Raw genomic sequence first — 12,815 nt, forward strand, 5'->3', positions numbered from 1 at the left:
TTTGAAGAAGGTCTAAACGTAACGTTATTTCGAGTCATTCAAGCTGCTTTTTACATTTATCTGGTATACTAAAAGCAACAATATATTTTTACAAGGAGGCGTTATAATGAACTTTGAATTAACAGGTGGGACAGCGTATCCAATGGCAGTCATTCAGATGGAGCTGGGCGATGTAATCAATATTGAACGAGGCGCAATGGCTTATTCACGCAATGTCGAAATCAAAGGTAGAATGAACAGCAATAATCGTTCGGGATTAGGTGGTTTAATGTCTGCGATTGGTCGTTCGATTACCTCAGGAGAATCAATGTTTATCACTGAAGCAACGGCAACGGGGAATCAAGCCGAGTTAGCTGTTGCACCAAGTAATATTGGGAAAATTCAAAAATTAACCATTGGCTTAGCCCAATATCGCTTAAATACAGGTGCTTACTTAGCTTCTGATTCATCGGTGCACTATAACATGGTACGTCAAGATGTGGGCAAAGCAATTTTTGCAGGTACAGGTGGCTTGTTTGTCATGGAAACTTCTGGTACAGGTGATTTATTAATTTCAAGTTTTGGAGATATCGTTGAATTAACCGTTGAACCTGGAAAGCCGTTAACCGTAGATAATGAACATGTTTTAGCTTGGTCTGCGAATTTAGATTATAACATTCGGATTGCTTCGGGAATGTTTGGTTTTACCTCTGGAGAAGGGATTGTTAATGAATTTAACGGCTCAGGAACAGTGTATGTACAAACTAGAAATGTCCGTAACTTAGCAGAATCTTTACAAAGTTATTTACCGACTGGTGGAAAATAATTAAAACACGCTACCTAATAAAGCGTTAAAAATCACAACGACTACTTTTACATCATTCACAACGAATAAGCTTCTCTGAAAGAAGCAAATCATCGTTCAAAAATTGAAGAATTACGTTTGACAGGGCATAGCGTTTGGAAATATTTCATCAAGAAGTATTTCCAAACACTTGTTTTTTTGAGCTTGGCTCTTTGCTTTTCTTGGGTGCTTTCTCTATAATTAATGTTATGTGAAAGGAGGAAGTACATGTTAAAAAGATTTTTTAGCTATTACCGACCGTATAAGTCGTTATTTTTATTGGACTTTTGTTGCGCTGTCCTTGCCGGATTATTGGAGTTAGCTTTTCCGGTAGCTGTGAATCAAGTGATTGATAAAATTATGCCACAGAATAATTTTCGTTATGTCATTTGGGCGTGTTTAGGGCTTTTGCTTTTTTATGTTATCAATACGATTTTGCAATATATTGTTGTCTATTATGGGCACAAATTAGGTGTCAATATTGAAACCGACATGCGTCGTGAATTATTTAGCCATTTACAGAAGCAATCATTTGAGTATTATGATAATCAAAAAACTGGAAAAGTTATTAGTCGTTTAACCACAGATCTTTTTGAAATTTCAGAAGTAGCCCATCATGGTCCTGAAGACGTGTTTATTACCGTAATGACTCTCGTAGGATCATTTATTTTAATGATGCGCATGCACGTAGGTTTAGCTATTGCAACTTTTGCTTTAATTCCATTAATTACGATTGCATTGGTCTTTTTCAATAAAAAAATGACCAAAGTCAATACAGATATTTATGATAATCTAGGCGAATTTAATTCGGGAGTTGAAGCTGCTGTTAGTGGTATTCGTGTGACACAATCATTTGCCAAAGAAGATTATGAAGCTGCACGTTTTAATGGTTTAAGTGAATTGTACCGCCGTTCAAAAATTGTATTTTACAAAGTAATGGGTGTTAGTTCAGCTTACAACTATTTAATGATTCGTTTGATTAACTTATTTGCTTTAATTTTTGGTGCATATTATACCATCCAAGGCGAATTAACAAATGGACAGTTTGTAGGTTTTATCTTGTTATCAAACGTTTTTGTACGACCAATTGAAAAAGTGAATATTATGATCGAAAGTTATCCTAAAGGGATTGCTGGTTTCAAGCGTTTAACAGAAGAACTGGATAAAGAACCGTTAATTAAAGATAAACAGGGTGCAAAACCAGTGGGACATTTAACGGGAGATATCTCCTATAAAAATGTATCCTTTGCATATGCTGACGATACAAAAGTGTTGGAAAACATTTCACTTGATATTCAAGCCGGTGAAACGGTAGCTTTTGTTGGGCAAAGTGGTTCAGGGAAAACCACCTTATGTAATTTGTTGCCACGTTTTTACGATGTAACTGGTGGCCAAATTACTATTGATGGAATAGATATACAAGAAATGACGTTAACTTCTTTACGTCATCAAATTGGAACAGTGCAACAAGATGTTTTCTTATTTCCAGGAACGATTCGTGAAAATATCGCTTATGGCGATTTAGATGCATCTGAAGAAGACATTTTGCGAGCGGTGAAATTGGCACATTTAGAGGGTGTAGTTGCTCAGATGAGTCATGGCTTAGATACTATGATTGGTGAACGAGGCGTGAAATTGTCGGGTGGTCAACGTCAACGTGTGGCTATTGCACGTATGTTCTTAAAGAATCCACCAATTTTAATTTTAGATGAAGCAACTTCTGCTTTAGATACCGAGACAGAACAAGTGATTCAAGAATCATTAAATTCTTTAGCAGAAGGCAGAACAACGTTAATTATTGCTCATCGTTTAGCCACAATTAAACATGCTACAAGAATCATTGTTATGAGTGAAGACGGAATTCTTGAAGAAGGTACGCACGAGCAATTAATGGCGAAAAATGGTCATTATCGTAAGCTCTATAATGCGCAATTTCATAATTAATAACAATATAATGATGTGTCAATTCATAAAAATGAATGAATTGCACATCTTTTTTTTATTTTTCTGATATTTTATAGAGAATACAAAGCAATTACTCATAATTTTTTTTTTATAAAATTTGCTGATAGGAATTTTCTTGGAAAAAGTAACACAAAAAAAACTTACGTATCTTTTTTTGTCAATGTTTTTTTTTAAAATAACGAAAAATATTTATAGGGAAAAATGGAAGGATAATTGACGAATCCCTTGAATATATTGTCTTGAAGGAAGCTAGTTTTCAATAAGGAGTTAATCTTTTTTGGAAGAGGGTTGTTGTTTAATTTCACAGTTATGAATGATTTTATATAACAGTTTTTACAGTCTGTTACATAATAATAAAAAAGTTAGAAAAAATATAAAAATTATTCAAAAATAGAAAAAACATTGATAAAATGCGGATAATCATAAGGTTTATTTTTATTAAATAACATTTTTTTTGTTTGCAAACTTGCGAAAAACACTAGTAATTATCAATCGTGTGCGTTATAATGAAAACAGAAGTGAAACAAATGGTTCTTCTGTTTTTAATTTAAAAAGGAGTGATGCACGTTGTTGACACTATATACTTCCCCAAGTTGTACCTCATGTAGAAAAGCTCGTGCTTGGTTACAAGAGCACGAAATTCCTTTCGTTGAACGGAATATTTTCTCTGAACCATTGAATATTTCAGAATTAAAATCAATTCTGCAAATGACTGAAGATGGTACGGAAGAAATCATTTCGACTCGTTCAAAGGTTTTTCAAAAGTTGAACATGGATCTTGATGAATTGCCACTTAAAGAATTATTAACTCTTGTCCAAGAAAATCCAGGTTTGTTACGTCGCCCAATTATGATTGATGAGAAACGCTTACAAGTTGGTTTTAACGAAGATGAAATTCGTCGTTTCTTACCACGTGATGTTCGTCAATTAGAATTAAGACAAGCACAACTAATGGCAGGATTATAGAAGTCGGTAAGACAAAAATCATATTATGGTTTTTGTCTTATTTTTTTGTTTAAGAATGCTTGTGTCTTTTGCTTTTGTAATGTTTTTCTCTTTACATTTCTAGCCCATCCGTTACAATGGACTTATATGAAGGATAAGTGAGGTGTAGCTAATATGGAAATGGAACATATTAATGAGAACACAATCCGTGTCTTAATCAAAAGCGAAGATTTAGCTGCTAGAGGAATCACTTTTTTAGACTTACTGGGAAATCACAAGGAAATCGAAAATTTCTTTTATAGTATTTTAGAAGAAGTAGATGTGAATGATGAATTCAAAGGGAGCGAAGCCGTTACTTTTCAAGTGTTGCCTAAAGGCGATGGTCTAGAATTGTTTATTAGTAAAAATGCTTCTCTTGAAAACATGGATCCTTATGAGGTATATGGAGATTATTATTCACCAGAAGAGATTACAGACTGGTTAAAAAATGAAGATCCAGAGTCTTATGAAGGATTTTCTCAAGAAGAAATGATGGATTGGTTTAAAAATCAATTACCTGCTAAAAAAGAAAAAAATGAAACAGAATCCGCACCCGTTACTCGTGAATTAGTATTTGAAGTAGGCTCTTTTGAAGCAATGATTCAATTAGCTACAGAAATTGAATTAGAGGATACAACGACGAATCTTTACCTAATGAATGGAATGTATTATCTAGATGTATTCTTCTTAGAAGACACTTTAAGCGATAAGCAAATTGAAAATCGTACAGCGCTTCTTTCTGAATTTGCTCGAAAAAGTACCGTAACGCCTGATTACTTAGTCGAACATGGAGAAAGAATCATGGAAATGGATGCGATAGGAATGACTAAACGTTATTTCCTTAACTAAAAAGGTGGTAGATAGAAATTTTTGTATTTCTATCTGTCACTTTTTTTGATTAAAATCATACATGTCATTTTAGTAACAGGAAGAGCAATACCGACAACATGAATAAATAGCTAAAGACAGGAAAAAATTTTCTTGTCTTTTTTCGTATATAGTGTTGAAGAGGTGAAGTTCATGTTGGTTGCTGAAACGAAAGCAGGTGTTAAAAAATTTGCTAGCGATTTGAAAGAACGACCTAAAGAACCCTTTGTCTGTCCTGGCTGTAAAGAGCCTGTGATTTTAAAGAAAGGGCGGATTAACTTACCACATTTTGCGCATATTACTTGTAGGCAATGTATTAGTTTTAGTGAAGGTGAAACCAAAGAACATTTAATGAGTAAATCATTTATGCATCAATGGAGTGGTGGACAACTTGAAGCATATTTGCCGCAACTGAAGCAACGACCAGATATTTTAGTGAATTCATTAGCTATTGAAATCCAATGCTCGACCCTTTCGTTTGAACGGTATTTTGAGCGAACAAGAAACTATCAGAGGTATGGCTACCAACCTTGGTGGTTACTTGGGGAAAAGCTGTTACCACGACGGCGCTGGGGAAAATTGCAGAAAGCATTTTGTACATATGCTCCAGAAAAAGGAATTTATCTTTGGGGAATTACTGCACAACGAAAAGAAATTAGGTTATTTTATGCGATTACTTATCATTTTCGCTTAGGCTATTTTTATCGAATAAAGAAATGGCGGTGTATGGAGGAGTCTTTAGAACAATTGTTGATGTATGCAGATTGTCAAGCACCCTCTTTGGTATGGGATTTTATCGAATATCGCCAGCACATCCAACGAAAATTATTTTTAGCCGATGCCAAGATTCATCGCTTACAACAAAAAATATATCTTCTTGGTGGTAACATTCAAGTGTTACCCCAGTGGTGTTATCAAGTAAGTGCTTTTTATTTTTTCTTTGAAGACAATCTTTTGTTTTTGCGCTATTGCTATACACGAACGTCTAATTTTGCAGAATGGTTAAAGCTTTTAAAGCATCTAGAATTTACTTGGCAATATCCCTTAGTTTCGCAAAAAGAGATATTGGTTTTAGTCTATCAAGAATGTCAACAGCTCACGCATAAGTAGAAATTGATTGAACAGTTTCCCTATGGCAGATAAGAAAAAATGTGATACACTGGTCTTATTTAAGAGGAGGGAAACCTATATGTCAGAAACAAAACAATTACCGACACGTGAAGAAGTCGCAGAAATATCCACATGGGACTTAACGAAAATTTTTGTGGATGATTCAGCTTTTGAAGTGGCATTCACAGAGCTGCAAGAAGAATTAACGCACGCTTCATCTTATAAAGGAACGTTAAAAGATGGAGGCGCAGCTTTTTTAGCAGCCTTAGAGTATGTCTTAGATGTATCTCGTAAATTAGAGACATTGTATGTTTACAGCCATTTAAAAAATGATCAAGATACTGCCAATACCACTTATCAAGCATTATATGCTCGAGCAAGCAGTTTGTTGGCTCAAACTAGTGAAGCAATTTCTTGGTTAGAACCAGAGTTGCTAACTTTAAGTGATGAAGTTGTTTGGAGCTACTTTGAAGAAGAGCCTAAATTAGAAGTGTACCGTCATTTTGTTAAACAAACGGTAGACAATCGTGCGCATGTTTTACCAGCAGAACAAGAAGCGTTGTTAGCAGCAGCGGGTGAAATTTTTGGTTCACCAAGTAATACTTTTTCTGTTCTAAATAATGCTGACTTAGTCTTTCCAACGATTGAAGGCGAAAATGGCGAAAAAATTCAATTGTCACATGGCATCTATGGACAATTATTAGAAAGCACTGACCGTCGTGTACGTGAAGCTGCGTTTAAAGGTTTATATAGTGTATATGAACAATTTCGGAATACGTTTGCTTCTACATTAAGTGCCAATATCAAAGCACATAATTATCAAGCAAAAGTTCGAAAATTTCAGTCAGCACGTGAAGCTGCTTTAAGTAGTAATCATATTCCAGAGAGTGTCTATGACACCTTAGTAGAAGTAGTAAATCACAATTTACCATTGTTGCATCGTTATATGGAATTACGTAAACGTTTGTTGAAAGTTGATGAGTTACACATGTATGACGTGTATACTCCGCTCTTGGGTGAAGCACCTATTAGTTATACCTATGAACAAGCAGTTGAAAAGGCGATTCAAGCTTTGGCGCCAATGGGTGAAGAGTATTTAGCTATTGTAAAAGAAGCATTTGCTAATCGTTGGATTGATGTAATCGAAAATAAAGGAAAACGGAGTGGTGCGTATTCTTCTGGTGCTTACGATACGTTGCCATATATCTTAATGAATTGGCACGACACATTAGATCAGCTATTTACTCTTGTTCATGAAATGGGACATAGCGTACACAGTTATTTTACTCGTAGCAATCAACCTTATGTGTATGGAGATTATTCGATTTTCTTAGCAGAAATTGCCTCAACTACCAATGAAAATATTTTAACTGAACATTTATTAGAAACAGAAACAGACCCTCGAGTTCGTGCGTATGTTTTAAATCATTATTTAGATGGTTTTAAAGGGACTGTTTTCCGTCAAACTCAATTTGCAGAATTCGAGCATTTTATGCATGTGGAAGATGCTAAGGGCACACCATTAACTAGTGAATTTTTAAGCGAAAGCTACGGAGAATTAAATAAAAAATATTATGGAGCGGCACTAACAAATGATTCAGAAATTTGTTTAGAATGGTCACGCATTCCGCATTTTTATTACAATTATTATGTTTTCCAATATTCAACAGGTTTTTCAGCTGCTTCTGCTCTAGCCGGAAAAATTTTATCAGAAGGTCCAGAAGCCTTGGAAAACTATGTGAATTATTTGAAAGCTGGCAATAGTGATTATCCAATCGAAGTCATGAAAAAAGCCGGAGTTGATATGACAAAAGCAGATTATATTGAAGACGCGATGAAGATGTTTGAAAAACGTTTGAATGAATTAGAAGCTTTGGTCGAAGAATTAGAAAAAAACTAAGTGTTACTTAAAAAAAGGAATGAGACAAACGCCGATGGGTGCTTGTCTCATTCCTTTTTTATTACGTCTTTAGGTCTAGTCTAGCTCGCGTAGAATACGAAATAAAAAAACGTCTGCTATATGGATGGAACTTCAAAAATTAGACGAGAAAATCTTCTCACTAGCTTTACAATTTATTTAGTCCAACCGCATAGTAACGAAAGACTAATTATATAAATTCAAGCGAAAAAAATTAAACTTTCTGAATGAAAAATAACGAATAAGTGCATCACAAATAAACAGCAAGGAGCTTAATTTTTGCACTATTGACGAATTTCATAGGGGTTATTTTTCGTTAAAATTGCATGAATAATATAGCGTAGCTTCTTGAAACTGCACCAATCGCTGTGAGAGGGTGTTTTTCCTCTGCTCGTTTTATCTATCATAAAAGGATTGTATTTGGAAGTAACGAGTGCTGCATAGGCAACTAATTTTTTAGGAGTGGAAAATTTCTGAATATCGCCAATTTTATCTAAATTTGTAGCACCATGAATAGCTCCAACACTAGAAACAGTTTCTGTAATCGAATGGAGAGAGACCATTAATTGTGAAATTTTTCTTCAAAAAAGCTGAATTAATTAATATTGTATTCACTCCAAGTTATAGAAAAAAATAATTTATGATCAATATCGAGTAAGTTTATAAGAGCTTATAAAACGATTATGTAGCTATAAAGGAGTTGAAATTATCGAAGGTCATATGATGCTAGAGCATGTACACTTATTTTTAAGTATTCCACTAAAAATGAGCGTTTCAAGTTTTAGGGGTTACTCAAAAGTCGATAAAACCAATGTGGCTTGAACAAAGTGAAAGCCAGCTTGAGAGTCTAGCTAGTAACAGGGGCTTATAGTCTTAGAGTAAACCGCCTTTTTAAAGGGTGGTTATGATTTTTCGGATTTTTAATATATCAAATATATTAAGTTGAAGATATACTCATATTGTTTAGAAAAAATATTTCTGATTATCAGAGTTTAAAAAATTTTATTATTGAACAAATTAAAGGATTTTGAATCAATATAATAAATGACAGCAAAATCTATTTTGGAATATCATAGAATTTTCTATAGATAAATTAAACCATTCTTTTGCAAAATAACTTATTTCCAAAGAAAAAAATTTAAGCAGTATATAGCTAGTATTATACTGATACTGGTTTTTTTTAGTGGGAATTGCAACAAGTAAACGGTTGCTATAAAAACTTGTTGAAGATAATTGTAATATTCAAAAATATAAGACCTATCTATACTGTAAGTGTACTAGATGATAACGCTAACAGAAAAAAGCTGCTGAAGTTAGGATGTGCGTATCATATGTTAAAAAAAAGACAAAAGGAGTTACTTGAACTACTTGAATCACAAAATGATTTTCTAACAGTGAGTTATATTGCAAAACAATTAGGTGTTTCGAAACGAACTATTCATTCTGAACTTAAGGAGTTAGAAGATTATATTCAAAGTTTAGGTAAATACTTTGAAAAAAAGAGAGGAGTTGGGGTAGTTCTTAGGGAACTGAAGGAGAAAGATATTCAGAAGGCACATGATGAAAAGATTGATTTATACAATACTGTCACTAGACGTACCGAAATTATGCGAATTTTGTTGATTGAAGAAAGTACAGTAAGTTTTAATCAATTGTCAGAGATGTATATGGTTAGCAAGACGTCAATTATACGAGATTTAGAATTCATCATGCAGATACTTAAAGCGGGATCAAATATTGAATTAAAAAGTGATGCACACGGCACTCGGATTTATGGAAGCGAAGTAGATATCCAAAAGGCTTATCTCCAATTTAATCGTTATATATTAAGTAATTCAGATTTGTATTATGAGGAAACCATTCCTAAAAAAATGAATCTTCTTGAACCTTACTATGGTGAAAAAATTATCGCAGTATGTACTAATATTTTATACAACTATGTTCGAGAGAATGTCAATGCTATTTCAGATTATTACGTACAAAATGTATTAAATATTTATATCATTCTAGTATATCGTAATTTAAATAATAAACATATTCAAGAAAGTCGAGTAACAAGATTTTCAGATGATACACTTTTTTTTGAAGAAAGTGCTGTTCGATTATTGCACAGAGCGACATTACGCTTGAATTTTTCTTACACAAATGAAGATGTGAAATACTTTTCGCAACATTTAATCTCTAATCGATTTGAGTCACTTCCTGAGGAAAATATTGATAATCAGTTAGTGAATAAGTTAATAAATCAAGTGTCAGAAGCATTGAATATTGATTTTTCTAATGATGAAAAATTAGAAGAGCAACTGATAAACCATATCCCGCCAATGATTTATCGATTGCGTTCGAACAATAAAACAGAAAACCCTTTTACAGAACATATCAAAACGGAATTTTCTTTAACCTTTAATGTAATCTGGGTTGTGCTTAGTGAATATGAAAAAGAATTAGATATTTCTTTCAATGAAGATGAGATTGCGTTTTTGACTATTTATTTTCAATCAGCAATTGAACGAGCAAAAATTAATAGAAAAATTTTAATTGTATGTCAGATGGGAATTGCTACATCTGAGCTATTAACAAATAGAATTAAAAATATCATTCCTTCATTAGATTCGATTGAAGTAGCTTCTGTTGCAGAATTAGAACATCTTGACTTAGATCAGTTTGATTTAATTATATCCACTATCAAGGTAGATATCTCAGACAAACAAGTTATATTCGTCTCTCCATTTTTGACAGAAACGGATATAAAAAAAATAAAGGAATCGGGATATCACCCTAGTAGTATTCATAAGATAAATCCAATAATTAGTGTTCATCATTTAAAAAAATTTGTAGAACCAGACTTTGTTTATGTTAATACAGAATTCTCTTCAAAAGAAGAATTATTTGAAAATATTGGTAACAAACTAATTGAAAAAAACTATGTAACAGAAGATTTTGTGACAAGTCTTTTTCATCGAGAAAAATTTGGAGGTACTGATTTACCTTCTGGAACAGCAGTTCCTCATGGTAATCCAATTAATGTAAAAAAGACAACAGTAGTAGTTGTAAAAAACAAGAAAAAATTTAAGTGGGATAAGTATTATGTAGATATTGTATTTTTGATATGTATTTCAAGAGAAAATACATTAGATACTAGGGGGATTTTATCAGATATTTATAACTTAGTAGATGATTCTAAAATCTTAAAACAGCTTAGAATAGAGTCTTCTAAAAGCGGGCTATTGAAAAAATTTGGGAGTGGGTTAAATGGATAAAATTTCAAAAAATGTTATTTCAGAAGAATTGATTTTTTTAGATGAAAATTTTAAAAATCAAGATGAAGTGATTGATTTTATTGTGGAAAATGCAGAAAAAATAGGTTATGTAACAGACAAAAAATCTCTTTATACAGCTGTTAAAAAACGTGAACAAGAAGTTCCAACAGCTATTGGTTATTCAATTGCTATTCCGCATGGTAAAACCGAAGCAGTTGAACAAGCATTTATTGCATTTGTCAGAACTTCTAACGAAATAAAATGGACAGAACAGGGAGAAGAACTTGTGCGTTTGATTTTTCTGATTGGTGTCCCAGAAAAAAGTGAAGGGAAATTACATTTGAAATTTATTTCCCAATTGAGCAAGAAATTATTAGATGATGAATTTAGAGCGGAATTATTAAGTAAAGAGAATAAAAATGAGATTTTTGAACAATTAAGTTCAATTGAAATTTAAAGGAGGAATTTAGTATGAAAGTAGTAGCAGTTACAGCATGTCCAACAGGAGTAGCCCATACGTATATGGCACAAGAGGCAATTGAAAAAGAGTGTCGTAAAAGAGGATATGAAGTGAAGGTTGAAACACAAGGCAGCATGGGTATCGAAAATGAATTGGAGCAGGATGAGGTTGATGCTGCGGATGTCGTCATTTTAGCGGTAGCTATCGGTATTGAAGGTGAGGAACGCTTTGAAGAAAAAGAAGCGGATGGAAAAATAATTAATATTGATCCTGGTGAAGCAATCAAACATCCAGCTGAAGTAATTGACAAAGCAGAAAAACTATAAACTAGTTTAAAGGAGTAAAAACAGCATGAAAAAAGAAAATAAATTCTGGAAAGATTTACAAAAAGCGTTTAATACAGGCGTTTCGTTCATGTTACCTGCTGTAGTAGTAGGTGGTATTTTTCTAGCGGTATCTTTAGCAACAGGTGAGGCGACTGATGCGGGAATGGAAGTTACTAATCCTTTTATGAAAAATATTTTAGATATGGGATTGGCTGGTTTTGCCATGATGATTCCGATTCTTGCAGGTTATATTGCTAATTCACTAGCAGGAAAACCAGCGTTAGCTCCAGCAATGATTTTAGGATATATTGCTAATAATCCTATTGGAGAACAACAAGTTCAAACAGGGTTCTTGGGTGCGATGATTATGGGGGTTGCAACAGGCTATCTTGTCCGATGGATTAAAACTTGGAAAGTTCCTGCAACTATTCGAACAATCATGCCTATACTGATTGTTCCTGTCATTACAATATTTACTTTAGGTCTGATTTATATCTATATAATCGCTGTTCCAATCGGTGCTGCAATGGATTGGTTAGTCAAAATATTGGGAGAAATGCAAGGTGGAAGTGCGATTATTTTAGGTCTTATTATTGGAGCAATGACAGCAATTGACATGGGTGGACCAATAAATAAAACAGCGACAGCTTTTACGTTGGCTTTAATGGCTGAAGGAGTTTATGCACCAAATGGGGCTCACCGTGTGGCAGTAGCAATTCCACCATTAGCGTTGGCTATTTCGACTTTTATTGATCGTAAGAAATATACGGCAGAAGATAAAGATTTAGGGATTTCGGCTTTCTTTATGGGATTAATTGGTATCACAGAGGGAGCAATTCCTTTTGCAGTTAAGGACATGAAACGAGTTCTTCCAGCTATTGTTATTGGAAGTGCAGTTGGTGGTGCTATTAGTATGGCAAATGGTGTTGAAGCACTAGTTCCTCACGGTGGATTAATTATTCTACCTGTTGTAAATGGAAAATTGTGGTACGTTATTGCAATGTTAGTTGGAACATTGGTATCTGTAGCGATTTTACACTTCACAAAACCAAATGTTAATACTATTGAAGACAAAGTTAAATAATAAAATTAAATAATGGAG

Annotated in this window: 10 protein-coding genes and 1 pseudogene; all 11 read left to right on the plus strand. The window is 33.6% G+C overall.

The genetic code is table 11. The features are described 5' to 3' along the window. Nucleotides 1-106 precede the first annotated feature (106 nt). The 11 genes and pseudogenes from AC4BC5_RS10020 (at nt 107) to AC4BC5_RS10070 (ending at nt 12,797) form a co-directional block, all read left to right on the plus strand. A complete protein-coding gene (locus tag AC4BC5_RS10020) occupies nt 107-805 on the plus strand; it encodes a TIGR00266 family protein (protein WP_490495258.1) in 699 nt (232 codons plus the stop codon). A 246-nt stretch (nt 806-1,051) separates the two neighbouring features. Further along, nucleotides 1,052-2,767, plus strand: a complete 1,716-nt coding sequence (locus AC4BC5_RS10025) for an ABC transporter ATP-binding protein (protein WP_490495259.1) — start codon at nt 1,052-1,054, stop codon at nt 2,765-2,767. 588 nt (nt 2,768-3,355) lie between these two features. Then, on the plus strand, nt 3,356-3,754 hold the full coding sequence (spxA, locus tag AC4BC5_RS10030; protein ID WP_016174349.1) for a transcriptional regulator SpxA: 399 nt from the start codon (nt 3,356-3,358) through the stop codon (nt 3,752-3,754). Between the two features lie 153 nt (nt 3,755-3,907). Then, nucleotides 3,908-4,621, plus strand: a complete 714-nt coding sequence (locus AC4BC5_RS10035) for an adaptor protein MecA (RefSeq protein ID WP_490495260.1) — start codon at nt 3,908-3,910, stop codon at nt 4,619-4,621. Nucleotides 4,622-4,792: 171 nt separating this feature from the next. Further along, complete coding sequence (locus tag AC4BC5_RS10040) at nt 4,793-5,749, plus strand: competence protein CoiA (protein WP_490495261.1); 957 nt, start codon at nt 4,793-4,795, stop codon at nt 5,747-5,749. Nucleotides 5,750-5,828: 79 nt separating this feature from the next. Then, a complete protein-coding gene (gene pepF / locus AC4BC5_RS10045) occupies nt 5,829-7,649 on the plus strand; it encodes an oligoendopeptidase F (RefSeq protein WP_490495262.1) in 1,821 nt (606 codons plus the stop codon). 583 nt (nt 7,650-8,232) lie between these two features. After that, nucleotides 8,233-8,465 (plus strand): annotated as a pseudogene (locus AC4BC5_RS10050) (transposase); the annotation flags it as partial. A 533-nt stretch (nt 8,466-8,998) separates the two neighbouring features. Then, the gene (locus tag AC4BC5_RS10055; RefSeq protein WP_490495263.1) at nt 8,999-10,927 is read left to right on the plus strand and encodes a BglG family transcription antiterminator; all 1,929 of its coding nucleotides are present in this window, start codon (nt 8,999-9,001) and stop codon (nt 10,925-10,927) included. Beyond that, nucleotides 10,920-11,384 carry a PTS sugar transporter subunit IIA gene (locus AC4BC5_RS10060; protein WP_490495264.1) on the plus strand — a complete coding sequence of 155 codons (465 nt, stop codon included), beginning with the start codon at nt 10,920-10,922 and terminating at the stop codon, nt 11,382-11,384. Before AC4BC5_RS10055 ends, AC4BC5_RS10060 begins: the two co-directional genes overlap by 8 nt. Before the next feature lie 14 nt (nt 11,385-11,398). Further along, nucleotides 11,399-11,713: a PTS fructose transporter subunit IIB gene (locus AC4BC5_RS10065; RefSeq protein WP_490495265.1), complete on the plus strand. Its 315-nt coding sequence runs from the start codon at nt 11,399-11,401 to the stop codon at nt 11,711-11,713. A 25-nt stretch (nt 11,714-11,738) separates the two neighbouring features. Then, nucleotides 11,739-12,797, plus strand: coding sequence for a PTS fructose transporter subunit IIC (locus AC4BC5_RS10070; RefSeq protein ID WP_490495266.1), 1,059 nt, complete (start codon nt 11,739-11,741; stop codon nt 12,795-12,797). Nucleotides 12,798-12,815: the final 18 nt, after the last annotated feature.

This window comes from Enterococcus sp. AMC2644 (assembly GCF_058216475.1).

What these genes read in the sequence shown, in the direction of transcription:
- AC4BC5_RS10020 (WP_490495258.1), top strand. Translation starts at nt 107, where the DNA reads ATGAACTTTGAATTAACAGGTGGGACAGCGTATCCAATGGCAGTCATT.
- AC4BC5_RS10025 (WP_490495259.1), top strand. Translation starts at nt 1,052, where the DNA reads ATGTTAAAAAGATTTTTTAGCTATTACCGACCGTATAAGTCGTTATTT.
- AC4BC5_RS10035 (WP_490495260.1), top strand. Translation starts at nt 3,908, where the DNA reads ATGGAAATGGAACATATTAATGAGAACACAATCCGTGTCTTAATCAAA.
- AC4BC5_RS10040 (WP_490495261.1), top strand. Translation starts at nt 4,793, where the DNA reads ATGTTGGTTGCTGAAACGAAAGCAGGTGTTAAAAAATTTGCTAGCGAT.
- pepF (WP_490495262.1), top strand. Translation starts at nt 5,829, where the DNA reads ATGTCAGAAACAAAACAATTACCGACACGTGAAGAAGTCGCAGAAATA.
- AC4BC5_RS10055 (WP_490495263.1), top strand. Translation starts at nt 8,999, where the DNA reads ATGTTAAAAAAAAGACAAAAGGAGTTACTTGAACTACTTGAATCACAA.
- AC4BC5_RS10060 (WP_490495264.1), top strand. Translation starts at nt 10,920, where the DNA reads ATGGATAAAATTTCAAAAAATGTTATTTCAGAAGAATTGATTTTTTTA.
- AC4BC5_RS10065 (WP_490495265.1), top strand. Translation starts at nt 11,399, where the DNA reads ATGAAAGTAGTAGCAGTTACAGCATGTCCAACAGGAGTAGCCCATACG.
- AC4BC5_RS10070 (WP_490495266.1), top strand. Translation starts at nt 11,739, where the DNA reads ATGAAAAAAGAAAATAAATTCTGGAAAGATTTACAAAAAGCGTTTAAT.